The organism is Enterobacter cloacae complex sp. 372C4 (genome assembly GCF_050030615.1).
Classification (GTDB): Bacteria; Pseudomonadota; Gammaproteobacteria; order Enterobacterales; family Enterobacteriaceae; genus Enterobacter; species Enterobacter intestinihominis.
Genome location: NZ_JBLGUQ010000002.1, coordinates 324,882 through 347,203 on the forward strand (window position 1 = coordinate 324,882; position 22,322 = coordinate 347,203).

At 56.1% G+C, this 22,322-nt stretch carries 29 protein-coding genes; 14 read left to right on the forward strand and 15 right to left on the reverse strand.

Features of this window, described 5'->3' with window-relative positions:
• Positions 1-2 precede the first annotated feature (2 nt).
• Both ACQG11_RS24800 and ACQG11_RS24805 read right to left on the reverse strand, forming a co-directional pair.
• Positions 3-299: a type II toxin-antitoxin system RelE/ParE family toxin gene (locus ACQG11_RS24800; protein ID WP_015063076.1), complete on the reverse strand. Its 297-nt coding sequence runs from the start codon at positions 297-299 to the stop codon at positions 3-5.
• 63 nt (positions 300-362) lie between these two features.
• Complete coding sequence (locus ACQG11_RS24805; protein ID WP_022652128.1) at positions 363-830, reverse strand: hypothetical protein; 468 nt, start codon at positions 828-830, stop codon at positions 363-365.
• Positions 831-1,643: 813 nt separating this feature from the next.
• On the opposite strand from ACQG11_RS24805, the gene ACQG11_RS24810 reads away from it, so the two are divergent.
• From ACQG11_RS24810 to ACQG11_RS24840, 7 genes are all read left to right on the forward strand, one after another.
• Entirely contained in the window at positions 1,644-2,420 is a 777-nt protein-coding gene (locus ACQG11_RS24810; protein ID WP_022652129.1) for a hypothetical protein, read from the forward strand.
• Positions 2,421-2,568: 148 nt separating this feature from the next.
• Positions 2,569-3,345 (forward strand): hypothetical protein, encoded by a 777-nt coding sequence (locus tag ACQG11_RS24815; RefSeq protein WP_022652130.1) that lies wholly within the window; start codon positions 2,569-2,571, stop codon positions 3,343-3,345.
• A 462-nt stretch (positions 3,346-3,807) separates the two neighbouring features.
• A complete protein-coding gene (locus ACQG11_RS24820) occupies positions 3,808-4,149 on the forward strand; it encodes a hypothetical protein (RefSeq protein WP_032610383.1) in 342 nt (113 codons plus the stop codon).
• A 100-nt stretch (positions 4,150-4,249) separates the two neighbouring features.
• Positions 4,250-4,513 carry a hypothetical protein gene (locus ACQG11_RS24825; RefSeq protein ID WP_022652132.1) on the forward strand — a complete coding sequence of 88 codons (264 nt, stop codon included), beginning with the start codon at positions 4,250-4,252 and terminating at the stop codon, positions 4,511-4,513.
• Between the two features lie 51 nt (positions 4,514-4,564).
• Positions 4,565-4,819, forward strand: coding sequence for a hypothetical protein (locus ACQG11_RS24830; RefSeq protein WP_022652133.1), 255 nt, complete (start codon positions 4,565-4,567; stop codon positions 4,817-4,819).
• A gap of 35 nt (positions 4,820-4,854) precedes the next feature.
• Positions 4,855-5,154: a hypothetical protein gene (locus ACQG11_RS24835; protein WP_032610385.1), complete on the forward strand. Its 300-nt coding sequence runs from the start codon at positions 4,855-4,857 to the stop codon at positions 5,152-5,154.
• Positions 5,155-5,238: 84 nt separating this feature from the next.
• A complete protein-coding gene (locus ACQG11_RS24840; protein ID WP_022652135.1) occupies positions 5,239-5,937 on the forward strand; it encodes a hypothetical protein in 699 nt (232 codons plus the stop codon).
• Between the two features lie 519 nt (positions 5,938-6,456).
• On the opposite strand, the gene ACQG11_RS24845 is transcribed toward ACQG11_RS24840, so the two are convergent.
• The gene (locus ACQG11_RS24845) at positions 6,457-6,639 is read right to left on the reverse strand and encodes a hypothetical protein (protein ID WP_200442493.1); all 183 of its coding nucleotides are present in this window, start codon (positions 6,637-6,639) and stop codon (positions 6,457-6,459) included.
• Between the two features lie 112 nt (positions 6,640-6,751).
• Between ACQG11_RS24845 and ACQG11_RS24850 the strand changes: the two genes are divergently transcribed.
• The 4 genes from ACQG11_RS24850 (at position 6,752) to ACQG11_RS24865 (ending at position 10,651) form a co-directional block, all read left to right on the forward strand.
• Positions 6,752-6,940, forward strand: a complete 189-nt coding sequence (locus ACQG11_RS24850) for a hypothetical protein (RefSeq protein ID WP_000957857.1) — start codon at positions 6,752-6,754, stop codon at positions 6,938-6,940.
• Positions 6,941-6,949: 9 nt separating this feature from the next.
• Positions 6,950-8,149, forward strand: coding sequence for an IS91 family transposase (locus tag ACQG11_RS24855; protein ID WP_000948429.1), 1,200 nt, complete (start codon positions 6,950-6,952; stop codon positions 8,147-8,149).
• A 130-nt stretch (positions 8,150-8,279) separates the two neighbouring features.
• Positions 8,280-9,311: an Ig-like domain-containing protein gene (locus ACQG11_RS24860; RefSeq protein ID WP_259409762.1), complete on the forward strand. Its 1,032-nt coding sequence runs from the start codon at positions 8,280-8,282 to the stop codon at positions 9,309-9,311.
• Positions 9,312-9,769: 458 nt separating this feature from the next.
• Positions 9,770-10,651 carry a RepB family plasmid replication initiator protein gene (locus tag ACQG11_RS24865; RefSeq protein ID WP_015063085.1) on the forward strand — a complete coding sequence of 294 codons (882 nt, stop codon included), beginning with the start codon at positions 9,770-9,772 and terminating at the stop codon, positions 10,649-10,651.
• Positions 10,652-11,238: 587 nt separating this feature from the next.
• Here the strand turns inward: ACQG11_RS24865 and ACQG11_RS24870 are convergent.
• Positions 11,239-11,754: a hypothetical protein gene (locus tag ACQG11_RS24870; RefSeq protein WP_015063086.1), complete on the reverse strand. Its 516-nt coding sequence runs from the start codon at positions 11,752-11,754 to the stop codon at positions 11,239-11,241.
• A 188-nt stretch (positions 11,755-11,942) separates the two neighbouring features.
• Between ACQG11_RS24870 and ACQG11_RS24875 the strand changes: the two genes are divergently transcribed.
• Positions 11,943-12,269 (forward strand): hypothetical protein, encoded by a 327-nt coding sequence (locus ACQG11_RS24875; protein ID WP_015063087.1) that lies wholly within the window; start codon positions 11,943-11,945, stop codon positions 12,267-12,269.
• 46 nt (positions 12,270-12,315) lie between these two features.
• Here ACQG11_RS24875 and ACQG11_RS24880 read toward each other — a convergent pair whose 3' ends face one another.
• Positions 12,316-12,474: a hypothetical protein gene (locus ACQG11_RS24880; RefSeq protein ID WP_022652137.1), complete on the reverse strand. Its 159-nt coding sequence runs from the start codon at positions 12,472-12,474 to the stop codon at positions 12,316-12,318.
• A 108-nt stretch (positions 12,475-12,582) separates the two neighbouring features.
• On the opposite strand from ACQG11_RS24880, the gene ACQG11_RS24885 reads away from it, so the two are divergent.
• Both ACQG11_RS24885 and ACQG11_RS24890 read left to right on the forward strand, forming a co-directional pair.
• Positions 12,583-12,855 (forward strand): hypothetical protein, encoded by a 273-nt coding sequence (locus ACQG11_RS24885; RefSeq protein ID WP_022652138.1) that lies wholly within the window; start codon positions 12,583-12,585, stop codon positions 12,853-12,855.
• A complete protein-coding gene (locus ACQG11_RS24890; RefSeq protein WP_223203170.1) occupies positions 12,845-13,240 on the forward strand; it encodes a DNA-binding protein in 396 nt (131 codons plus the stop codon). The genes ACQG11_RS24885 and ACQG11_RS24890 overlap by 11 nt, the downstream gene beginning before the upstream one ends.
• Before the next feature lie 292 nt (positions 13,241-13,532).
• On the opposite strand, the gene ACQG11_RS24895 is transcribed toward ACQG11_RS24890, so the two are convergent.
• The 10 genes from ACQG11_RS24895 to ACQG11_RS24940 are packed head-to-tail and all read right to left on the reverse strand — an operon-like array spanning position 13,533 to position 22,317.
• Positions 13,533-13,775: a DUF2274 domain-containing protein gene (locus ACQG11_RS24895; protein WP_004883121.1), complete on the reverse strand. Its 243-nt coding sequence runs from the start codon at positions 13,773-13,775 to the stop codon at positions 13,533-13,535.
• Positions 13,772-15,052 carry a TrbI/VirB10 family protein gene (locus tag ACQG11_RS24900; protein ID WP_004883119.1) on the reverse strand — a complete coding sequence of 427 codons (1,281 nt, stop codon included), beginning with the start codon at positions 15,050-15,052 and terminating at the stop codon, positions 13,772-13,774. Before ACQG11_RS24900 ends, ACQG11_RS24895 begins: the two co-directional genes overlap by 4 nt.
• 2 nt (positions 15,053-15,054) lie before the next feature.
• Positions 15,055-16,047, reverse strand: coding sequence for a P-type conjugative transfer protein TrbG (trbG, locus tag ACQG11_RS24905; RefSeq protein ID WP_004883112.1), 993 nt, complete (start codon positions 16,045-16,047; stop codon positions 15,055-15,057).
• On the reverse strand, positions 16,044-16,748 hold the full coding sequence (trbF, locus tag ACQG11_RS24910) for a conjugal transfer protein TrbF (RefSeq protein ID WP_004883108.1): 705 nt from the start codon (positions 16,746-16,748) through the stop codon (positions 16,044-16,046). The genes trbG and trbF overlap by 4 nt, the downstream gene beginning before the upstream one ends.
• A 29-nt stretch (positions 16,749-16,777) precedes the next feature.
• Positions 16,778-18,142: a P-type conjugative transfer protein TrbL gene (gene trbL / locus ACQG11_RS24915; protein WP_004883106.1), complete on the reverse strand. Its 1,365-nt coding sequence runs from the start codon at positions 18,140-18,142 to the stop codon at positions 16,778-16,780.
• Positions 18,139-18,465 carry a hypothetical protein gene (locus tag ACQG11_RS24920; protein WP_004883103.1) on the reverse strand — a complete coding sequence of 109 codons (327 nt, stop codon included), beginning with the start codon at positions 18,463-18,465 and terminating at the stop codon, positions 18,139-18,141. Before ACQG11_RS24920 ends, trbL begins: the two co-directional genes overlap by 4 nt.
• Before the next feature lie 12 nt (positions 18,466-18,477).
• Positions 18,478-19,215: a P-type conjugative transfer protein TrbJ gene (trbJ, locus tag ACQG11_RS24925; protein WP_004883101.1), complete on the reverse strand. Its 738-nt coding sequence runs from the start codon at positions 19,213-19,215 to the stop codon at positions 18,478-18,480.
• A complete protein-coding gene (trbE, locus tag ACQG11_RS24930; RefSeq protein ID WP_004883099.1) occupies positions 19,212-21,662 on the reverse strand; it encodes a conjugal transfer protein TrbE in 2,451 nt (816 codons plus the stop codon). Before trbE ends, trbJ begins: the two co-directional genes overlap by 4 nt.
• Before the next feature lie 11 nt (positions 21,663-21,673).
• A complete protein-coding gene (locus ACQG11_RS24935) occupies positions 21,674-21,946 on the reverse strand; it encodes a VirB3 family type IV secretion system protein (RefSeq protein ID WP_004883097.1) in 273 nt (90 codons plus the stop codon).
• A complete protein-coding gene (locus ACQG11_RS24940; RefSeq protein WP_425267603.1) occupies positions 21,943-22,317 on the reverse strand; it encodes a TrbC/VirB2 family protein in 375 nt (124 codons plus the stop codon). Before ACQG11_RS24940 ends, ACQG11_RS24935 begins: the two co-directional genes overlap by 4 nt.
• Between the last annotated feature and the right edge of the window lie 5 nt (positions 22,318-22,322).

Sequence of the window (22,322 nt, forward strand, 5' to 3'; positions counted from 1 at the left end):
CCTTAATGGATTAGCGATTTATAATCATGCGCCGACAGGTGAACGTTATGTACGCCATCATTCCACACAAAGAATAACCGATATTTTGAATTAACTCGAATGGAAGAGTACCGGTTTGCGGTCATCCTTAAGCGTTCGTAACGCAAACTACTTGATAACAATTCGCGTTCGTTTTTTACATTATTTAACGTTTTCAGTCTGCATGAAATCGCATTTAACAGATCAGCAGGAATACCTGCTGTGGACTTTCCATTACGGAAAAAGCTTTCCAGCCGTCTGTCTTTAAATGAATGGATCATATCTTCCTCCGTAATGGAATGAGTAAAATTAAATAAGAATTATAAAAGCCTGAAGCTGATTTATTAAATCCCGAGAATTCTGGCTGCGACCGTTAGTTGTTTATCACTTAATGGATATTTCCGTGATAACGTCGATTTCAGACTGTTCAGAAAGCTGTTCTCCCCGTCTTGCTGTGTGATGGCGTCAACCAGTTCCTGATTGCTCTTACACCACAGATTGAACGCGGAAGTCTTTGATTGTACAGCACGCTGACGCACTACTGCCTGAGCTGCTGAAATCTTGCGTGCCGCTTCCGGGTATGTGCGATATAACGCGGAAAGGGTGTAACATGTACGGGTTGTGACCAGGCTATAGCCCGTACCATTACATGCCATGCAGCGGCTCCTATAAAAGTGTTTACGCTCACCACGGCCTTTGCATTTATTGCAAGTGACCCGATAAATATATTCCCCGGTGCCTTTTACTGAATCAATACACTGAATCTTAGCGTTGTCGATTTCAATTCCGCTCTGGTCAAAGTATTTATCCATTTTTGATTCCTCAGGTTTGGTCTGAAGTAATCATGACAGATTGGTCTCGCTGGCTAATAACCTGAATGAAAGATTTTTAAAAATAATTTTGCAGCACTGCTAAAGGCAGTTTATATATGCAGGATTCAATTTTACTGAGAAATATTTTCGGAATTGTCTGTTTACAAATACCAAAAAAAAACCAATGAGGTCTTAATTACATCCTTAATGGGCATGGTTATTTTACATCCTTATGAGTAGCAATGCTTATGTGTTAATTTAAAAACACCATATGCGTCTAAGGAACTTCCTATCCGCCTTCATGAAGCTTTTTTCCGGTTACCAGTAAGGGCCATATGACTGGCAAATATTCCGCTCGCGGTATACCGAAGTTCCGAGAGGATGGCGAAACGGCAGAATGCTACAGTAAAGGAGAAATGTTAGCTATAAAACGGTGGCACAGGGTCGGGATACTCGCGGGCTGAAATGGCAGATTCAGTTTGTCTTCCGGCTGTAGCGTCCCTTCCCCACTCACAAGACCCATCTTAACCGAAGGTGTCGCAGCCTTTCTCCCAGACGCTCGACGATTCCTGGGTTTAAGGTCACGAAACAATGGTCATGCACACCGGCTTTCAACTGGCACAAATGTGATTACGAAACACTCGTTAATGCCCTCCCGGTAAGCCTTTAGAAAAGTTACTTTTCTGAGATTAAAATGGACTATTTTAATTATAGTTTGGATATGAATTTTTAAAAAAATAAATGCCTTCAACTTATTTGGAAAATAAGCCGGAATGTTAGAGTGTTCTCATTCAAAAAAGAGGAGAACCAACCATGCCAAAATGTCTATTACCTGCCGAGCTTGCGGAAATTGTCTGTGGATTACTGGTGCAACCCACATTAATGAATGAATTAAAAACACCGGAGTCGCATAAAGCATTTATGCAGGATATCGCTGAGCTGGTGGCGAAACATTGCGGAGGAGAGATTGACGGTGTGATCATGCCGGTGGATCGCGATGAATCAAGCCAGGCCGATTATCTGACCTCTCCGGATGTAACCCCTTATCTCGTCGTATCTCCCGGCGCGGACATGCACTCCCTCACCGATAATGTCTGGCGTCACCATGCCCGAGATGGCTGGCTTGACCATATCAAAGGCAGCGACGAAGAAAGCCCTGATGAATTGCCGACGCATAAAGAGTGCTCAGTTCGCCGCTACGCCCTCCAGCGGATGCTCCTTCAGACACAAACCAACCATGCTAATCTTCCCTCGCAGGTGGTACGAATGCGTGATTACTGCAACCTCGACGACGAACAGCCCGGGTCTTCAGCAGAGTTTATCGTTACTATGGCGCTCGGCGGTCATGCCCAGCTGGCAGTACAGGATGTGGAATCACGCCTGGTAATGGCCCTGACGTTGTTAATTGAAAATGGTGTTCCCTCGGTCCATGTAAACGCGGGTGACACTGATCCTTCAGTTCTGCACGTCCAGGCTGCTCACGGCGGCATGGTCCTTTCAACTGACTCCCTGAATCATGAATTCGGTATTTCGCCGCCTGACAGGTATACCAACGGTCGCCCTGGCTTATTAGTTAAAGCAGCCTCCTGATTCATTAATTACAAATTTGTCCTTTTTTAATTCCATTGTTCGCTCTTTGTTTAAAGGGCGAATATATTTTTAAAAAACTTCACGCCGGGTTATTAGCCAGCAAACCGAAACTGTTAGAATTAACACATCAGATGAAAGGATGACTATCATGGCTAAATTAATTTCAACTCGTGAACTGGCAACAATTATTACTGCATTACTGGTAAAACCGGAATTATTGGGCGAGCTGGATTCTCCAGAAAAACATCGCGCACTGATGGAGGATCTGGGGCGTGTTGTGGCAGAGCATTGCGGCGGCAATGTCACGGAAATCGCATTGCCGGAAACCGATGGTACGGCAGTTGATGAAGCTTTGCTGGATGGCCAGCCTGTCCGCTATCTGGAAACAAAAGAAAGCTCCCCATATCTCATCGTACACCCTGACGACTCACTACCGTCTCTGACGCATAACGTTTGGATGCACGCTGATCCTGATGGCTGGGAAGAACATTTCGATGGCGAGGACAATCCCCTGATGGAGGAGTTGAGCCAGCAGTTCCGCCAGCAGGTGTATGCGCTTCTGACGCCGGAATCGCAGGCAACGCCTTCAGAGATTATCCGGACGTTACAGGACTGGCAACTGGGTGAAACCCAGCTGCCAGAAGAAGACTGTCAGTCCTATCAGGTGAAGGTGTTGTTAGAAGAGAAAAACATTCAGTGTGAAGTGGTGAATGAATCCGGCACGACTTGTTTCGGCCTCATTTTTGAGATCGATCGGGGTGTACCGACGCTGCACATCGACACGGGCAGTGATTCACTGCTGCATATTCACGCGGCACATGACGGCCTTGTTCTGACACCAGATGCGCCGAACCACGGATTTGAAGATGCTCCAGTAGACCGCTTTTCTTATAACAGCCCGTCCCTGTTGGTGCCAGGGGTGTAACCTGGCAAACAACACAGCGGTATTTTGGCCCCGAGTGAAATAATTCAGGACAGGAGTCAGGCAGATGGGCGATGTTGCCACACTACCACCGAAAATTAACGATGGCGTACTTCGACGCTGGAATGCTCAGCGCGGGCAACGAAATGGCCGAGGCGGAAGGTATAAGCGCCTTCCGTCACAAAGCAACCTAAGTAACTGGGTTGTAAGACGTCTGATTGAAGAAATCATAATGGAGGACCGACGAAGAGCAGCATCAGGTTGAGCAGTATGTTGATCAAGTTACCACTACTGGCGCAGGAGAAGTGGAAGGTATGACCCGCGTCCCGGTAGTTCCCACGATGGAACAGCTAATTGCAGGCCGGAAGCAGATAACTTCGGCCACTGGAAAAATGTCTCGATTAATGAGCCAGCGTCTTGCAGATGTTTACCGTGCAATGGTCGCAACTGCAAAGGGGGAGTGAGATGCGTGAATTACTTGGAAAGACAGGGGCAGAACATCAAGCCTCCGTAATGTATCAAACGTTTGGACACCTCGATGCGAAGCCAGGCGAAAAGCATAAAGGTCACTTCGTTTTTATCAACGGTCAGCACGGCGATCTGTGTGTTGTGCATAGTGAATTTTCATCCTTTGACGAAGGTCCTGGCTATTTCAGTGACCGTGCCGATTTCATCTGGGAATTGGTTAAAGACGGAGGACCCTGCTCTAAGGTCGGCATCTACCGGTTTGACGGCGAATACTCGCTTCCTAAACGCCGGAACGGGAAAAGGTTTTCGGGAAGCGTGACGTGCCTTCAATCATTCTAATTTCGTAGTGCATGAGCACCGACAGGTTATCAGTAAAACGGGGAGCGCCACAGTTCGCGTGCAACCTTCCCTATCCATCAACTCGAATGAGTACATAATAATGACGAACGCTGACGCATCTAACGTTAAGACCAGTCCAGAATTACCAACTCTCGAACGTGTCTATGCTCTGCTCAAGGACAACTATAAACCCGCAAGATTTGCTGATCGGGATGGGGAAATCTGGGGGCATGAGTATTCATGGAATCTGGCAAAATCAAGCCTGCAAGACCTGGAGAAGTACGGGAAATCGTATGTATCGAAGCATTCCGACCGGATGGGCGATGGATTCAGTTTTGGTCCTGACCTGGTCATTATTCGCTGACATGCGCACGGAAGTGAGTAAGATGGCTGGCTGCACCGGAGGACAAGAGTGATGAAGGGTAAAAATATCGTGGCTCGTGTCGTGCGGGAAGCGACCTATAAGTGGGAAACCCGCCACAAGTTAACGCCAGAACAATGCTCTGAAATTAATCAACTGATGCGTCGGCTTTCAGAACACCTTGCCTGCCCCGTTTGCAAAGCAATGTCCTTAAAGCAACTCAGGCACGCAGAATACATTTTGAAATGCGGAACGTGCGGTGAAGAGTTTCTTATCAATAAACGTAAAGAATCGGCTCACGCGAGTTAAGCGCGGTGAATGAGCACAACAGTAAGGTGACAACCATGAAAGAACTGATTTCGGTAGCTCAGGCGGCTCTGGACTATATCGATGCCTTACCCAGCGACATGGTGGCATCACTCCATACGATGCCTGGCTTTGATCGCGATTGGGCAACAGAAGTCATTGCCGATGCTATCGTCGAAAGTAACGAGTCCCGGGAACAGATACAGCAGCAGTCGCAGGCAATTCAGTTGCCCGAGACCTGTTTCTTTGATGGCCCGGGCAACACAACAGAAACGTATTTCCTGGCAGACGATGTCAGAGAGTTACTCCGGTCAGCGGGCGTCCAATTTAGCGAGTGATACGGGTAAAGTTCCCAGGCAGTCCGGTCTCACATCGGTATTACGCCAGACGCTGTCAACATTAATTCGATTCAGGGCATGACAATGGAAAACACAGTAATACCGACGGTAACAGAAAACGAGATGGAAGAGGTGATCACCCGTCACACGGCATACGGGCAGGTATCGGTAAGCCGCACGACAACGACGGGGCAGCGCTTGTATGCCTCCGACCTCATTCATAAAGAGGTGATTACGCTGACCTTCAGTGAATCAGAGCAGGTTGAGCGCGATGGAGTGATCCGTCATCGGCTGGCGGAAGGCAGACGCCGTTCCCCACTTCTGAAAGTCAGTCTGTCTCCGGCTCAGTGGGCCTCAATGATCACATCGTTCGGAATGAGTGACGGCGTGCCGTGTACCATTAACAGTTTGATTCGCGGCGACTATGAGCGCCAGCCGGAGATTGGCTATATTGAGTCGACACGCGAACGTTATGAGCGTCAGATCCGGGAAGCCTCTGAGCGCGAGATGGCGAAAGTGAATGAAAAGCTGAAAGCACTGGCTTTGCTGGTGGCAAAAGGCAAGGCAGGAAAGCGCGAGCTTGAAGAAGTATATCAGTCTCTGTCCGGCGCAATCGCCAACCTGCCGGTTAATCTGGCCTTCAGCACCCAGTTGATGCAGGAATCCATGGACAAAATCGTCTCACACGGCAAGGCCGAACTCGAAGCCTCCGCCATGGGCGTGGCCGCTCGTCTCGGTATGAAAGAAATTAGCCGCTTGGCCTCGTTGGAAGACAAGAAGTAACCGGTACGATCACCCATAAGCATACCTGCTGCACACATAAGCGGCACAAAGCTCAGTGGCCAATTCATAGCGTGTTGACATAAACCGTACACACAAATGTGCTTCGTCGTGGCGGGTGCCTGATATGCGGTTCCCGACGCGGCCCCCTTCTCTCTTTAGCGGTCCACAGGACTCCAGGTAATGCCGGTGGGCTGTATCCAGGACGTTTTCCAGTAGCCGACAGTGGTCGGCGTCATACCCCTTAAGAAGGTGTTCCAGTTCTGCCATGGCGAGTGCGGGTGGTAACCAGGTGACGCCAAGACGCAAAAATTGGAGCTGCATTTGAATTTGATGGCGATCGGGCGTGAGACCCTGCACCCGGGGAGCGCGATAGCAAATTCTCTCCAGTGGAGCGAAATGCGTGATAAACGTTTTCTCAGCAATCTCTGACATTCGACTAAATCAGCCTGTTCCGTTTCTTTCTGGCTACGTTAAGACACCATGAAAAGGCCCCGTATGACGGGGCCGGTTCTGTGGTGTTTATTGGATTTGCGGCAGCTCGATCATGAAGCGGGATTCGCCAACTTTGCCGCTGGTGGCCGGGAAGATCGGGATCAGGATGCCATCCCCTTGACCGAAGTCTATTGTGATGTCTTTCGAATCTCCGGGAATGACAGTCGCCCCATTCATACTGACCGCAAAGGCCGCATCTTTACGAACCACGGCAGCCTGGCGGCTGCAAATTGAAAACCGCCCCGGTTCGTCCTGTTGTTGCCGCACGCCCCGCAGAATATGTATGCTCTGAGGACCTGTTTTATTAAGGACTCATCCCCTTATGTTGACCCGCAAAAGTATCGATACAGTTCTGCTCTCTGTTGGTGCTGAGAAGCTCTCACAACGAGAATGGGACTGGATGAAAATGCTCAAACCCATGGACCCACCACCTGCGATGGTGACGACCTCCATCCTGAAGCGCCGTGGCGATACAGCAGCCCTTACCCTGCTACAGGATACCGGGGTTTAATCCATCCTCATGTTGTCCGGTTTTACTCCCCGCCCTCTGAAACGTCTGTTCACAGCCAACCAGTGCTGGACGTCCTTCCTGGATGCGGGCGGTCTGCGCGATATCGAGGTTGAAGCCGTCACCAAAATGCTGGCCTGCGGCACACGGATACTGGGTGTAAAAGAGTTCGGGTGTGATAACCCGGACTGTCAGCACGTAAAGTACCTGACCAACTCATGCGGCAGCCGTGCCTGCCCGTCCTGCGGAAAGAAGGCCACAGACCTGTGGACAGCAACACAGCTGAATCGTCTTCCTGACTGCGACTGGGTACATCTGGTCTTCACCCTGCCGGACACGCTGTGGCCGGTGTTCGAAAGCAACCGCTGGCTGCTGAATGACGTGTGCCGTCTGGCGGTGGAGAATCTGCTGTATGCCGCCCGAAAACGGGGGCTGGAACCCGGTATCTTCTGCGCCATCCACACGTATGGCCGTCGTCTCAACTGGCATCCGCATGTACATGTGTCTGTAACCTGTGGAGGTCTGAATAAGCATGGTCAGTGGAAAAAGCTGAGCTTCCTGAAAGACGCGATGCGTTCACGGTGGATGTGGAATATGCGGCAGCTGCTTCTGAAAGCGTGGTCAGAGGGGATGGCAATGCCGGAGTCGTTGTCACATATCACGACGGAATCACAGTGGAGAAGCCTGGTGCTGAAATCCGGCGGAAAATACTGGCATGTGTACATGTCGAAGAAGACAGCCGGAGGGCGGAATACGGCACGCTACCTGGGTCGTTATCTGAAGAAGCCACCAATAGCGGCTTCCCGACTGGCTCATTACAACGGAGGGGCAAGCCTGAGCTTCCGTTACCTGGACCACAAAACGGGAGAAACGGCGACGGAAACGCTGACACAGCGTGAGCTGGTCGCGAGGCTGAAACAGCACATCCCGGAGAAGTTTTTTAAGATGGTGAGGTACTTCGGGTTCCTTGCCAACCGTGTGTGTGGAGAGAAGCTGCCGCAGGTGTACCGTGCACTGGGGATGGATAAACCGGAACCAGTGGCGAAAGTGTGCTATGCACAAATGGTGAAACAGTTCCTGAGTCGTGACCCGTTCGAATGCGTGCTGTGTGGCTGCCGGATGGTATACCGCCGGGCCATTGCGGGGCTGAATGTATCAGGGCTGAAGAAAAACGCGCGGGATATCAGTCTACTGAGGTATATGCCGGCCTGACACAGGCTAAGTGTGCCCGGGAATCGGTGAAAGTATAAAAAACAGCCTGTTACGGTATAAAAATCGACCATACAGAGAGGGAAACCACCGGAGTGGTGGGAAAAGCAGAAAGGCTCACGTGGCATAAGGCGTGGACAATGGTATCGACTGGTTTTTCAATTTCCTATACGTCGAGCAGTGGGTTATGACACGCTGGAACAATCAAATCGTCCCAGAAATTGGTGAGATCACCTACAGCCCGACATCTAAGATACTGACTGTTGAAGCTCATCTCAACAGAGATAATGATTGGTTCGACGGATTCAGACTCCTCGGATTCTATCTTACCGATAAGAACTCCAAACAGCGCATGACGCCTGTGGGAGTCGAAAAGTCCAGAAACGCGGGTAACTACACGATTGAGTATGACCTTTCCCGGCAGTCTGAAGGGCAATACAACGTTGAAGTGAATATTCAGGATCGTTTCGGTAACCAGACAAACAAAACCTATGGCGTGATAGCTCTCGATGCCACACCCCCAACGGTTGCTATTACCTTCGAAGGGAAGCCGGTAAAGGATGACACCGTCGTCTATGGTCTGGAAAATCTGCGCATTGCACTGAGCGATAACCTGACCACACCTCGCATTACTCGTCTCCAGCTAACTGGCGGACCGACATCAGACAATGTTGAACTCAGTTGGTCACCTGCTGGTAAAGACATATACTCGCCGGAATATCCGCGCATATTCCCGAATTTCGAGCCCTCTGAAAACTATGCTCTCAGTGTGACAGTGTCGGACAGCCAGTCCAACACAAAAACTTACACACAGAAGTTCAGTTATCTCCCGAATAACTTGGTACAGCTGCATAACCTTCGAACCCTTGCAGTAAAGTCGGCGCTCAAAACCTCTGATAACGTGCCACTTGCCTATCTGTCTACAAACATGCTCCGCAAGACTAACGGTGAAATAGCCAAAGGCTTACAGAACGCGACCCTCTCAGTACGTAAGGATGCCAACTTCGGGATAGTGTTTAATGGAGCGGAGGCAGCTCCTGGGGAGTCTGTAAATGTTAATATCGACATGGGTATGGGTGATAATCTTCTCATGCCGGTTTATCCATCAGAGAACGGCAAGACCGGAGCCGCTGAGTTTATGATCCAAATTGATGAGCTGAAGTAACCATAAAAAGCCGTCAGTCACTCTGGCGGCTTTTTTTCGTGACGCCATTTCCTGCATTTTCTCCGCTCTCTCTCCTCATAACTCTGTAGCCGCTTGCGTCAAAAAAGTAACTTTTTCTACAAGGGAAGAAGTGTGCTAGTGCGGTTCTTAGAACGGATCGGAATTTACTCACATTTCGATCGTAATGCTTCATGACGTCTCTGTGCATAGTTATCAACAGGATAGAATAATAATAAAGATCAATATAGGATCAATAGCAGATCAAAAAGGAATAACGATCCTCGCAGGCCAGTAATATCGGGGCTCTCAGCGGATCGCCATCCACTGTACAGGGGGCGAAATACACTATGTCGGGTAATCCATCCACTATACAGGGTGCATAATCCACTATACCGGGTGGATTCGATACACTATACCGGGTAGGATGTAGATCTTATGCACAAAACGGATCTTTCTATATGTCTAGTAATAACAACAAGTTATCTCTTGTCATTGAAGAGTCCCTAAAAGATTCCGGGGAAGTTATCCAACTGCTTCCCACGCTAAGACAGACCATTCAGCCGAAAGTTTTACTCCGTCTGGGTGTGTTTGTGCCAACACTGAAATCCACGGATAAGGGTGGCCGGAAGAGTCACCGCATCGATGCCACCGAACCCCTTTCGAGACTATCCATTGTCGAGGGTGAAGGCTACAGCCAGATCCAAATTTATGGCCCGCGCCTCGACATGGACTCTGACTTCAAATCATGGTGTGGGATCGTTTATGCATTGTCTAACCGTCCGCTCGACTCGGAAGGTCAGCTGGAGCTGAATTTCCCGGAGTTTGCTAAGTTCTGCGGTTTTGACACTAAGCGCATTGATAGGCAATTGAAAGAGCGTTTTGATGCTTCATTGACGCGTATTGCCCGAACCAGTATCTCGTTCATTAAGAAAATACCCGGTACAGACGATCAGATAACGATAAACATGCACCTCGTGGAATCCACGTACTACGACAGTTCCACCGGGAAAATCGTCATCAAGCCAAATTCGAAGCTCAATACGCTGTATCGCGTCGACGGTAAAACCCGACTCTACCTGAAGACGTTGCAGAAACTGGCCCGTAAGGAGTCCGCACAGGCCCTGTATCTGTATCTGGCTGAGTTACCGAGCACCTTTTACCGTATCGGATTTGACCGGCTGCGTGAACGCCTGCAACTGTCCTCACATCTTGGCAACCAGAATGCCACAGTTAAAAAGGCGCTGGGCCAGCTTAAAGAGATCGGTTTTCTGGAATACTCCATAGACAAAGAAAACGGCGATTATGTACTGAATATTCTGAAAAGAAACATGAAGCCATGATAGATGCCGGATAATGCAGCTGCCTGCCGCGTGGGTGGCTGCATTACCCGGAATAGTGGATATTCTTCTCCTTTCCGCTCTGTTTTTACCCGGTACAGTGGATCTCCACTACACCGGGTAATGTCAGCCCTAAAACTCCGATGCAGCCCTTTCTCTTCAGCCTTACCCTGACGATTCTGTGTGTTTTTCAACCAAAATGTGAACTATACCCGGTACAGTGGAGCCACGAAAATGTGATCCATACCCGGTATAGTGGATAAGGCCCCTTGCGAACCAGGCACCGGAAATGTGGCGGCACTGGTTGGCAAGTTTTACCCGGTATAGTGGAGCCCGTTACTGCCTCCGCCCCGGATGGCGTGATGTCACGGGAAGGAAGATATACCCGATAAAGTGGTTCGTGAAGGGTGAACGGCCCTGATAGCACGATGAGGCTGAAGTGGAAACTGTACCCGGTATAGTGGAGCCACTAAGATTGCGTACCCGGTGGCTGAGAGGGGAATCTTTTCCCGCCACAGTGGAGTAGCTGATATCGTCGAAAATGTCTTAACCACAATACGGCCATTCTGTTGCTGCACTAAAGAAATGCATCATCGAGTCTCAGGTGTTTTAAGTTGGTAAACCCCCTTCCACCAGGTGTCGAAAGAGACGCTATCATCGCAGCGCATAAACATGCCGTTATGCCTTGCGACAACGCTGAGAGAACCTTTATTTTTACCGCAGGTCTTCTCAAAAGACTCTGTAGCTTTAATAAAAGTTTCACCATCCGTGATGGTCGGGGAATCCAGTTCCTTCGCCAGCCATGACGGATAGCTGTCAGCATTAACCCATACAAGGCGTTCCACAACTGAAAAGAGTACGCCGACAAGGCCAACCGCCCAGAGCGTAATAACCAGTAAACGTAAAATTCGCAGGACTATGAATTTTGAATGCTGTAAAGGCGAGACAAGAAATGGCAACGATATCATGACTGTGAGCATGACTGATGACGCCAGCAACGTGTATAACAATGCCCATGATTTCACATAGGCCGAAAACGCGATCATCAAGCCAATAAGAACAAAGAGCGGTGCAGCGCTTTTCAGACTACCCATGTTTATTTTCATTATTTTGATGCTCCATTTTGTACGAGTTTAGAGATACTACGTTTAAAATCATCTACGGCCTCAAAAAAGGTTCGTGGATGACGTTATTGGTTTTTTATATTGTACCATTGGTGAGCGTTTACCTTTTTACCCTTTAATTAAGGCACCAGGATTCGCCCCTGAAAAAGCGAATTCCATGAGGTTAATGTATGTCACACAATATTTTTATAGCTGAGTTTGATGATGGACTTCGGATGTACGGTATCAATGACGGTACAGCCTGCCATATGCATGCTTTTTTGTTTCAGACCCAGGCGCAAGTAGAACACTGGCTGGGAAGCGGTGATCGTGATACCCGCAAGTTACCTGTAATGCCAGAAAACGCCTCATTGACGGAGGAAAACGTCACTATCGGCCCTGACGAAACATGGGCTTTTCGCTCCCGAGCTTCACGCACCGCACAATGGATCACCGGCCCCCTTGAACATGACAGTGAGTCATGGGAAGACCAGTCTGTATATGGCCACAGCACGTGAACTTCACGCCTCCAGTCCTGCTGACCGACATAGGCAGGACAGGGGTTTACAGTACCCGGTACAGTGTATCGCCTTGCTGAACCCGTGTTTGCTGCTGCTGGCCCAGCGGACGGATGCTGGGAAAGTCAAAGATGATCAGTTTTAGATCCGCGTTCGCGGGGATAATTATTCCTACTGGAATGTTAGCTACAGCGTTAGAATCCATTTTGTTGCCTCACCTTACAAGGGCGATTAACCGTCTTAATGGCAGCATTCGCCCGATCAGGCCGCAGGGGTAACAACTTGTGGTCTTTTTCGTACACAAGGAGTGTTTATGCCTTACATCCCCGAAACACTGGAAGGAACGTTTTTCCGCAAGACTATTGAAACATCACCGGAAGGTGAAAGCCTGTACTGGTTTCGCCGTGCAGATGGCATAGAATTCGCCGTCATTGAGTCGGCTCGCTACCCAGGCAATGATGCCGTGGTAATTTGCGGGGACGGGCGCCCAACAGGCAACACGATTTCAGAATCGCTTTTTGTCATTACTGATGACATGCGGGCGCTTCCCCGTGGCGTGTATGAACAGGAGGCGCATGATGCCTAACCAGATCCCGAACAACCCTACACTTCCGAAGAATTTCGACATTACGCCTAACGAGAAGCGCAGCAAGGCCCAGCTCGATGCCTGGTGGGATCATCCTTACTGCGTCACCCATAACGAGAAATTTCACGTGTACTGTCTGAACGGCGGGGCGTGGGATAGGCCGACATGGCTGGCTCAGGCTGACACGTATGATGAGGCCTGTGAACTGGCAGAACGGAAACAAGCTGAGTGGGTGGCACGCCGGGAACAGCCTATTTACTATATGACCTTTGAGCCGCCTTTTCAGATGGTGCGACAGCCGCAACGCCCTGATCATGATGCTGTAGTAGTTGTGTCGTTCGAAACGAAGGAAGAACTGGACGCCTGGAGCGCAGCGCAGCAATAAAAAATGTCCGCAGTCAAGCGATTGTTGAAATCAGCCTGATGGCCGGAAGTCTATATGGGGTGCGGGTTTGGCTCTACTTCGGGCCGCCTTGCGGGGCTGTGGCGTTGTGGGCTGGGAGCCACATAGGAGCTTCGCGGTAGAAAGCCCGAGCGTGCTGCATCGGGGGCGGTTGCCTGCAGGCGGTAGCCGCGTTTGGTCTTCATAGCCCAATCGGTCGCCGTCCTCCAGAATGAAGAACGCGCAGCCTTGGGCTGCGCGTTTGAGGGATGGCCGCCAGCGGAAACCGGCATCATCAGCTTGGCTTCGGCGGCGCGGCCTTGCCCGCGCCTCCCTTCCTGAATCCCCGATCTCCGACCATGAAGGCTTCTAGCATGTGCGGAATTAGCACCGTGGCATCGACCGCCTCGCCGTAGGTCTGCGCGTGCAGCGTAGCGTAGCGGTCGAGGTCGGCTTTCAGGCTGGCCGGGCAAGCAAAAGTCAGCTTCGTGGATTCCGTTTTCGGCAGCGGCCCGAGCCGTAGCTTGCGCGTCGTCATCGCGAAGTCCCCCTGTTGAAGAAAAGTGGCTGGTACGGCCGCAGCACCAGATCGCGGTTGACGATGATGCGAACCGGCAAGCCGGGGCGCTCCGTCAAGGTGGGCTGGATGTTGAGGTTGCGCCGGGTCATCTCCTGACCGACCTGATTGATGCTGTCCTGGGCGCTATCGCGGCCGGCGATGATGACGCGATCACCGTCCTGCCGGTTCTCCGGCGCAGCCAGTTCGGCACCGATGCCCAGTAGCGTCGTCAGTGCCGCACCGGCAAAGACGCGATCCCAATGCCAATCCACATCATCTTCCAAGCCGGCGTAGCCGGCCGGATCGGTGCCGGCCAAGTTGTCGAGCTTGAGCGAAGACGTGTCGGGCAGGATGATCCGGTTCCACACCACTTGCACGCGGCTCTGCCCGTAGCTGACCTGGCTGTTGTATTTGCCCAGGATGCGTGACCCCTGCGGGATCAGCAGGAACTTGCCGGTAGCCGTGTCATAGACCGGCTCCGTCACTGTGGCGATCACATCGCCCGGCAAGTCCGACTTGATGCCCGTCACCAGCGCCCCGGCGACCACCGTTCCGGCCATGACCTGATACGGCGACGCCGGCAGCGTCAGGTTGCCGGAATCACGGGCTTCCGTGGTTCCGGCTTTCTGGAATGCCTCTTTCTGGTCTTGCCGGTTCTGCACGGCGGTCGGGTCGGCGGGCTGGGCCGCCGTCGACGCAGGCCCGGCCGCCAGCGGGTCGAAGGCCGCATTGGCGGTGAAGCCCGGCGCAGCGGCTACCTGTGTCTGCGCCACCGGCGCGGCCTTCTGCGAACCAGAGCGGAAGAACACCGCCGATGCCGCTGCTGCTTCGGCTTCCTTGCGCAACGCGTCGTTGGGGTCGTTGCCGGGGGCCGCGTAGGCGGCCGTCACCGGCTGCTGCGACTTCACAATGGCCGGGCCAAGATCGCCTGGCAGCGGCGGCCCCAACTCCGGCACGGATGCCGCCAAGGGGGGCGGCAGCTTCGAGTAGTCCGCCGGCAGCGCGTCCAACCCTTCGGACTTCGAGACGCGATCGACGTTGTAAAGCTCGGTCTGCTCGCCTGCACCGCGCCGCTGCGGTTGCAGCGACCACATCAGCGCGCCGAGCACAGCGACCGAGAGACCGCCGACGAGGATGGCCAGCGTGCGCCGGTTCAGGCGCGTGACCGGGCGCGGTTGGGCGCGCAGCGCAACTGCCTCGGGTGCCACCTTGCCCGCATGCGGCGTGGCGAGGTCGGGAGTGTCGTCCTGGCTCATGGTCAGTTCCTCCGCGCCAAGCCATCCGTGCGTTCGATACGCACCACGTCACCCTTGTCGCCGCCCAGGCGCAGTTCGGCCGCGCCGAACAGCCGATCCACGATGTAGTAAGGCGAGCGAAAACGGTAATTCACCAGTTGTCCGTCGCCCTGCGCGCCGATGACGAACAGCGGTGGCAGCTCGCCTTGGGCGATTCCCGGCGGGAACTGGATATAGACCTTCTCGCCATCGTCGAAGGCGCGCAGCGGCTTCCACGGCGGATTGCTGCCTGAGACGGAATATCGGAAGCGGATCTTCTCCAGCGACAGTCCGGTATCGACCGGTGCGGCGGCGCTAGCCGCCTGCGACTGGCGCTGCAAGGCCAACATCCGGTCTTTTGGGTAGTCCCAGGACACCGACGCCATCCATGCCTTTTCCGTCGAGGTCAGTTCCAGCAGGTATGTTCTGCGACTGGTGGTGATGACCAAATTCGTCTTGAGGCCTGAGCGGATGGGCTTGACCAGCACATTGATGCGCATCGCGTCGCCGCTGCCGCTGGACGTGTCACCGACGATCCAGCGCACGGTATCGCCGGCTGCGACCGTCACTAGTTCCTCGCCCGGCTGCAAGGAAACCACGGTCACGCGTCCCGGCGCGGCATAGACTTGGTAGAGCGCACCATCGGTGAAGGGCCACACCTGAATCGCATTGACGTAGCCCTCGCGCGTGGGCGCGATGCGCGCCTCGGCATTGGCACGGGAAACGCGCACCTTCTCATCGGCCGGCTCCGGCTTAGCCGGGGCCGCGTCCAACTCGTGCAGCGGCTTCAACTGCGCTGGCAGCGCCAGCGGCTCGGGCATGGCGACGACTTCCACTGGAGCAGGCGGCTCCGGCAGCGGCTGTGCCTGCACCGGCTCATCGAGCGAAATGGACGGAGGCGGCTTGCCCTGCGAAGCGCAGCCCGACAGGGCCACCACGGTCAGCGCGAAAGCGTATAAGCGGAAAGACAGGTTCATGGCTTGGCTCCTTCAGAAGAATCCAGTTCGCGGCTCCACGACAGGCCGTTGACGTAGATACCCAGCGGGTTCTTGCGCAGGCGCTGTTCGGTGCGCGGGGTTTGCAGGACGGTGGAAAGCACCGCGTTCCATCGCTCGGTCCCGGCGGGGGCACCGTTGATGAACCGTTGCTCCGTCCAACGGACGTTGAACGAGGCATCGCTGGCGCGTACCACGCTGGTGATCTGCACCGTCACCGACTCGCGGCCAACACGGGCGAAAGGATCGTTCTTGCTGGCGTAGTCGTTGAGCACCGCCGCGCCTTTGTCGGTGGTGTAGTCGTAGGCGTCCAGCCAGTTTTGCCGCACCACGATGGGATCGATAGACAGCGAGCGCACCAGCGTCACGAAGCGCGCCAGGTGGTGCGCGATCTGCGCATCGGCGGGCCGGTACGGCGTGGCGGCTTCGCCGACGGCGCGCACCTGCCCCGACTGATCGACCTCGATGACGTAAGGGGTGACGATGGACTGCGCCGAGCGCCACACCAGGCCACCGGCCATCAGCAGCGCAAGCGTGAGGCAGCCGAAGGCCATAAAACGCCAGTTCTTGGCCTGGACGCGGGCCGAGCCGATGCGCTCGTCCCACACCTGCGCGGCGGATTGGTACGGGGTGGCAGGCTGCGGCGTGTCGGCATAGCGCACCTGCGGGCGTTTGAATCGCATAGGGTTCTCCTTGGTGGTCAGGTATCGGGTCACGCATCGGGGCGCAGGCTTGGGCCTTGCCCTGAGCCGCCGCCGTCGCCACTGCGCAGCGTGTGGGCTGCGGTGGTTGCGGCATGGGTGATCTGCTGGCGGCGGTGCATCCGCTTTGCCCAGGCGGGTTGCTCTTGCTTCGGCGCGCTGGCTGCGCCTTCGCCTGCGGCGGCCTGGCCGGAACCGGCAGCGCCGACATCCGCACCGTTCCATCCTGCCCGGAAGGAGTCGGCCACCTTCTGACCGGCAGCGGAAGCGCCCGATGCAGCTCGGCGGCCTGCCGCTTGCGCGCCGGTCTTGGCGACATTGCCGAGGCCCGCAGCCGCGCCTTTAGCCCCGCCGCCCGCAGCGGCGGAACCGGCCTGGAATGCGGACTTGGCGCTGCTGGCCGCCGACGTGGCGGCGCGTGCGCCGCTCCCGGCCAGCTTTGCGGCGGCCGGGGCCATGCGTGCGCCCGCCATGACGGCACCGCCCACGCCGGTCGCGGCGGCACCGATGGCAACACCCGTGCCTACCGCGCCGACGGCAGCGCCCGCCATCGCACCCGCGCCGAGCTGCGGCGCACCGGACACAAGGCCCGTGGCGATGCCGGGGCCGAAGATGCCCAGCGCCAGCAAGGCAAGCGAAGCCAGCATCACGACAAGCGCATGGTCGATGGAAGGCTCGTCGGGATGAACCTGGAACTCCGCGAACAGGCCCGAGCCGATGCCGACGATTACCGCCAGCACCAAGACCTTGATGCCTGACGAAACCACATTGCCGAGCACCTTTTCCGCGAGGAACGAGGTTTTGTTCCAGAGCGCAAACGGGATCAAGACGAAGCCGGCAAGCGTGGTCAGCTTGAACTCGATCAACGTGATGAAAAGCTGAACCGCGAGCACGAAGAAACAGAGGATCACCACCAGCCAAGCGATGAACAGCACCACGATGGGGTCGAGGTTCACGAACACTTCGGGGAAGCCGGCCATGTCACCGATCTGGTCGAGGATCGGCGCAGCGGCGTCGATGCCGGTCTTGGCAAGCCGACCCGGCTGCAAGAAGTTCTCCATCGTTATGGCCGAGCCAGTGGCGGTGATGCCTAGCCCGGCGAACGAGCGGAACACGATGCTCGACAGCCAATTGAAGTTACCGATGATGTAGGCGAAGGCACCGACGTAAAGCACCTTGCGCAGCAGCTTGGCGATCACGTCCTCGCCCTGGCCGGTCGCATGGCTCATGGCCCAATACAGACCGGCAATGGTCATGTCGATGACAATGAGAGTGGCCGTCAGGAACGCGACTTCGCCTTGCAGCAGACCGAAACCGGAGTCGATGTAGCGCGAGAAGGTATCGAGGAATCTGTCGATGATCGTTACGTCGTTCATGGCGTGTCCTCCGCAGCGGCGAGCGACGCATCACCTTCCGGCGCGTCGTCGGTTGGCGTGTCGAAACTCGCCGGAATCGGCGGCAGTTCTGCCAGCGTCCGGTATTCGTCCGGCCCAGTCTGGCCGGTGAAGAAGCGCCGCCGGAAGGCTTCGGCAGCGGCGCGACAGGTGTCTTCGCCTGCGGTTTGCCGGTCGGCTGCGCATTGGGCGCGCAGCGCCTTGAGCCGCACGGGATCGGCGGCCAAGGTGGCGGTCAGGTCTTCAGCCGGCTGCTGGCCGCATGCGGTCAGCAGCACGGCCAGCAGGACAGGAACGCATCGCATGGCCGCCTCCCGTCAGTTGTTGTAGAAGTTGACGGACTGCGGTGTGTACGGCGTGCCGGTGCCCAGGAAGCGCCGCCGCACTTCGCGGGCGCGCTCGGTGGCCGCTGCCTGCCGCGCCAGCTCCAGCGAGGCCGCCCTGTCTTGTGTGATCTGGAGCTGCTGGGCCTGGATGGACTGCTTGGCCTGCAAGGCGAGAAGCTGGTTCGTTGCCTGCATCGCTTGCAGCGCACCCGTGGCCGATTGGCTTTGGCTCACGAGGTCGGCCAGCGCGCTTTCGTCTTGCGTCAGGTTCTGCGACACCTGCGCCTGCATCCGCATCGCGGTGTGCAGGCCGTCGAGCGTGTTCTTCCAGCGTTCGCGTGCGTCCTGTGCCATGCGGTCGCCGCTGATGGTGGCGGCGTACTGCTCCGGGTACAGGCGCGAGAACGTGGCATCCATGCTCTGCACGTCGTAGGCCAGCCCTTGCGCCTCGGCAATCAGGCGTTCAGTCGTGGCGAGCGTCGAGCGCAGCCGGTTGACGATGTTGAAGTCGAGATTCGCCAGGTTGCGCGCCTGGTTCATCAACATCTGCGCTTCGTTCTGGAGCTGGTTGATCTGGTTGTTGATCTGCTCCAGCGTGCGGATGGCAGTCAGCGTGTTCTGCACCAAGTTGACGGGATCAACGAAAGTGAGCGCCGCCGCTGGCTGAGCGAGCATCAGCGAGCCGGCCAGCGCGGCGGCGAGCGAAACGGAAAGTACACGGGTCTTCATGGCGAAATCTCCAGGGGTTGAGTAGCGAGGAAAGAAGCCGCCGACGGCGAGGACGGCAGCAGGTCGGCGGCCCAATCGAGGCCGCGATGGCGTAGCCACGCACCGGCGAAGCCGGGAGCGCCGGCCTGCGTCAGCACTCGGTCAATGTCGCGTTGGTCTTGCGGTGTGGATGCGCCCGAGAAGGCGAGCGCGGCTGGCCCCAGGTCGAGGTCGAACAGACGATTGCCCAGGCGCGATTGGTAGTAGTAGTCGCGCTTGGGCTGCGCGGTGGCGACGATTTCGATTTGCCGACTGTTGAGGCCAAAGCCCTCGTAGACCGTGCGAATCTGCGGCTCGGTCGCCTGCGGGTTGGGCAAGAAAATCCGGCTCGCGCAGCTTTCGATGATCGCGGGCGCGATGGTCGAATCCTTGATGTCGGCAAGCGACTGCGTGGCGAAGATCACCGACACGTTTTTCTTGCGCAGAGTTTTCAACCATTGCCGGATGCGTGCCGCGAAGGACGGTTCATCAAGGAATAGCCAGGCTTCATCGAGAATCAGCAGCGTGGGAGCACCGTCGAAACGTGCATCGAAGCGGGCGAACAAGTAGCGCAGCACCGCTTGCACGGCGGCGGGGCTGTGCATTAGCTCTTCCATCTCAAAGCCCTGCACGTCGCCGCTGCCGAGCCGGTCGCGGTCGGCATCCAGTAGCTTGCCGTGCGCGCCGCCCAGCACATACGGCGACAATGCCTGCCGCAGCGCGTTCGATTGCAGCAGCACCGAAAGCCCGGTCATCGTGCGCTGCTCCACCGGCGCACCAGCGAGGCTGCCGAGCGCCGACCAAATGGCGGCTTTCTCGTCGGGGCCGACGGTCACGCCTTCATGCAGCAGGCGGCCTTCGATCCACTCGGCGGCCCAGGTGCGATAGCCTTCGCTGTCGATACGGGCCAAGGGCTGAAAGGCAATGGCGCCGTCCGCGCCGAGGTCGTAGTGTTCGCCGCCCAGGCCCAGCACCGTCGCCCGCATGGATCGCCCCATGTCGAAGGCGAAGATGCGCGAGCCGCCATAGCGGCGGAACTGCAAGGCGAGCATCGCCAGCAGGACAGATTTTCCCATGCCCGTCGGCCCCGCGACCAGCGTATGCCCCACGTCGCCGATGTGCGTCACCAGCCGGAACGGCGTCGCGCCATCCGTGCGCGTGACGATCAGCGGCGGGCCGTCGAGATGGGCGTTTTTCTCCGGCCCAGCCCACACGGCGGACACCGGCATCATGTGCGCCAGATTCAGCGTCGAGACGATGGGCTGGCGCACGTTGGCATAGGCATTGCCTGGTATGGACGACAGCCACGCATCGACTGCATTTAAGGTTTCGGGGATGGTGACGAAGCCACGTCCTTGGATGACACGTTCCACCATGCGCAGCTTTTCGTCGGCTACGGCAGGGTCGTCATCGAACACCGTCACCGTGGCGGTGAGGTAGCCGAAGGCGACTTGATCGCTGCCAAGCTCTTGCAAGGCGGCATCCGCGTCGGCCGCCTTGTTGCTGGCATCCGTGTCCACCAGCGGCGATTCCTGCTGGAAGATGGTTTCGCGCAGTAGCGCAATGACATTCTTCCGTTTCGCAAACCACTGGCGACGCAGGCGGCCCAGCTCCTTTTCCGCCTCGGCTTTATCGAGGCAGAGAAACCGGGTACTCCAGCGATAGGCAAAGCCCAGGCGATTGAGGTCGTCCAGCAGGCCCGGCCAGGTCGAGGTCGGAAAGCCCCGCACCGACACCACGCGCAGATGCTGGTCACCCAGCATGGGCGCAAGGCCGCCGACTAGGGCGGAATCGGCCAGCAGTGCGTCGAGGTGGAAAGGCACCTCGGGCACGGCCAGCCGGTAGCGCCGCGTGGACACCGTGGCGTGAAGATAAGTCAGCGTCGCGGCATCGTCCAACCAGACGATTTCTGGCATCACGCCATCGAGCAGGTCGAAAACCCGATCCGTTTCTGCCAGGAAGGCGTCAAGCCGACCGCGCCAGTCCACACCATCGCCCGGCGCGTGCTCGTAGAGCAGCTTGGCTGCACGAGCGCGGGATTCCTCCGGCGGCAGATAGGCTAGCGTCAGGTGATAGCTGCTTTCGTAGTGGTTCCCCGATTCCTCAAAGGCAGCGCGGCGTTCTTCGTCCACCAGCCAGGACAGCGGTTCGGGAAAGTCGGAATGCGGATAGTCCGCGGCCGACTGGCGCTCGGCTTCCACGAACAGCGCCCAGCCCGAACCCAGCCGGCGCAACGCGTTGTTTAGCCGTGCCGTCGTGGCGATCAATTCGCCCTGCGTGGCGCTGTCCAGATCAGGCCCGCGAAAGCGCGCCGTGCGCTGAAACGAGCCATCCTTGTTCAGCACCACGCCCGGCGCGATCAGCCCAGCCCAGGGAAGCCAGTCGGCCAGCAAGGCGGGCCGCTGGCGGTATTCGGCAAGGTTAAGCATGGCGGCGTCTCCTACACGTCCAGCAGCGGCTTGTGCTTGATGTGCCGGGCGAAGACCTGCATGAACTGCGGATCGACCCTCGCGCCCCACACGGCCAGCGAGTGACCGACGATCCAGAGCACTACGCCAGGAATCCAGAGTTGCAGGCCCAGCCCGACGGCAGCGGCTAGCGTGCCGTTGGCAATCGCCACCGTGCGCGGTGCGCCGCCCATCAAGAGCGGCTCGGTCAGCGAGCGATGTAGCGGCACCTCGAAGCCGGCCGCGAAGCTATCCGGGCCACTCATACGACAGCCCCGCCGGAGAAGCTGAAGAACGACAGGAAGAACGAGGACGCGGCGAACGCGATGCTCAAACCGAACACGATCTGGATCAGCTTGCGAAAGCCGCCCGACGTGTCGCCGAAGGCGAGCGCGAGGCCCGTGGCGATGATGATGATGACCGCGACGATGCGTGCCACCGGCCCCTGAATCGACTCCAGAATGGATTGCAGCGGGCCTTCCCACGGCATCGAGGAGCCGGATGCCTTCGCCGTGCCCGCCGTCATCAGCATGACTGCGGCCAGCAGCAGGCCGTGGTGCGCGGGGCCGGCCAGCCGCCGCAGGCGTGCGATGGTTGAAACCGGATTTACGGAATTACGGAAAGCGTGAACGTGCATCTGCG

Excerpts from the sequence above, each read along its gene's own strand:
- ACQG11_RS24800 (WP_015063076.1), bottom strand. The coding sequence starts at position 299 with ATGATCCATTCATTTAAAGACAGACGGCTGGAAAGCTTTTTCCGTAAT.
- ACQG11_RS24805 (WP_022652128.1), bottom strand. The coding sequence starts at position 830 with ATGGATAAATACTTTGACCAGAGCGGAATTGAAATCGACAACGCTAAG.
- ACQG11_RS24810 (WP_022652129.1), top strand. The coding sequence starts at position 1,644 with ATGCCAAAATGTCTATTACCTGCCGAGCTTGCGGAAATTGTCTGTGGA.
- ACQG11_RS24815 (WP_022652130.1), top strand. The coding sequence starts at position 2,569 with ATGGCTAAATTAATTTCAACTCGTGAACTGGCAACAATTATTACTGCA.
- ACQG11_RS24820 (WP_032610383.1), top strand. The coding sequence starts at position 3,808 with ATGCGTGAATTACTTGGAAAGACAGGGGCAGAACATCAAGCCTCCGTA.
- ACQG11_RS24825 (WP_022652132.1), top strand. The coding sequence starts at position 4,250 with ATGACGAACGCTGACGCATCTAACGTTAAGACCAGTCCAGAATTACCA.
- ACQG11_RS24830 (WP_022652133.1), top strand. The coding sequence starts at position 4,565 with ATGAAGGGTAAAAATATCGTGGCTCGTGTCGTGCGGGAAGCGACCTAT.
- ACQG11_RS24835 (WP_032610385.1), top strand. The coding sequence starts at position 4,855 with ATGAAAGAACTGATTTCGGTAGCTCAGGCGGCTCTGGACTATATCGAT.
- ACQG11_RS24840 (WP_022652135.1), top strand. The coding sequence starts at position 5,239 with ATGGAAAACACAGTAATACCGACGGTAACAGAAAACGAGATGGAAGAG.
- ACQG11_RS24850 (WP_000957857.1), top strand. The coding sequence starts at position 6,752 with ATGTTGACCCGCAAAAGTATCGATACAGTTCTGCTCTCTGTTGGTGCT.
- ACQG11_RS24855 (WP_000948429.1), top strand. The coding sequence starts at position 6,950 with ATGTTGTCCGGTTTTACTCCCCGCCCTCTGAAACGTCTGTTCACAGCC.
- ACQG11_RS24865 (WP_015063085.1), top strand. The coding sequence starts at position 9,770 with ATGTCTAGTAATAACAACAAGTTATCTCTTGTCATTGAAGAGTCCCTA.
- ACQG11_RS24870 (WP_015063086.1), bottom strand. The coding sequence starts at position 11,754 with ATGAAAATAAACATGGGTAGTCTGAAAAGCGCTGCACCGCTCTTTGTT.
- ACQG11_RS24875 (WP_015063087.1), top strand. The coding sequence starts at position 11,943 with ATGTCACACAATATTTTTATAGCTGAGTTTGATGATGGACTTCGGATG.
- ACQG11_RS24880 (WP_022652137.1), bottom strand. The coding sequence starts at position 12,474 with ATGGATTCTAACGCTGTAGCTAACATTCCAGTAGGAATAATTATCCCC.
- ACQG11_RS24885 (WP_022652138.1), top strand. The coding sequence starts at position 12,583 with ATGCCTTACATCCCCGAAACACTGGAAGGAACGTTTTTCCGCAAGACT.
- ACQG11_RS24890 (WP_223203170.1), top strand. The coding sequence starts at position 12,845 with ATGATGCCTAACCAGATCCCGAACAACCCTACACTTCCGAAGAATTTC.
- ACQG11_RS24895 (WP_004883121.1), bottom strand. The coding sequence starts at position 13,775 with ATGACGACGCGCAAGCTACGGCTCGGGCCGCTGCCGAAAACGGAATCC.
- ACQG11_RS24900 (WP_004883119.1), bottom strand. The coding sequence starts at position 15,052 with ATGAGCCAGGACGACACTCCCGACCTCGCCACGCCGCATGCGGGCAAG.
- trbG (WP_004883112.1), bottom strand. The coding sequence starts at position 16,047 with ATGAACCTGTCTTTCCGCTTATACGCTTTCGCGCTGACCGTGGTGGCC.
- trbF (WP_004883108.1), bottom strand. The coding sequence starts at position 16,748 with ATGCGATTCAAACGCCCGCAGGTGCGCTATGCCGACACGCCGCAGCCT.
- trbL (WP_004883106.1), bottom strand. The coding sequence starts at position 18,142 with ATGAACGACGTAACGATCATCGACAGATTCCTCGATACCTTCTCGCGC.
- ACQG11_RS24920 (WP_004883103.1), bottom strand. The coding sequence starts at position 18,465 with ATGCGATGCGTTCCTGTCCTGCTGGCCGTGCTGCTGACCGCATGCGGC.
- trbJ (WP_004883101.1), bottom strand. The coding sequence starts at position 19,215 with ATGAAGACCCGTGTACTTTCCGTTTCGCTCGCCGCCGCGCTGGCCGGC.
- trbE (WP_004883099.1), bottom strand. The coding sequence starts at position 21,662 with ATGCTTAACCTTGCCGAATACCGCCAGCGGCCCGCCTTGCTGGCCGAC.
- ACQG11_RS24935 (WP_004883097.1), bottom strand. The coding sequence starts at position 21,946 with ATGAGTGGCCCGGATAGCTTCGCGGCCGGCTTCGAGGTGCCGCTACAT.
- ACQG11_RS24940 (WP_425267603.1), bottom strand. The coding sequence starts at position 22,317 with ATGCACGTTCACGCTTTCCGTAATTCCGTAAATCCGGTTTCAACCATC.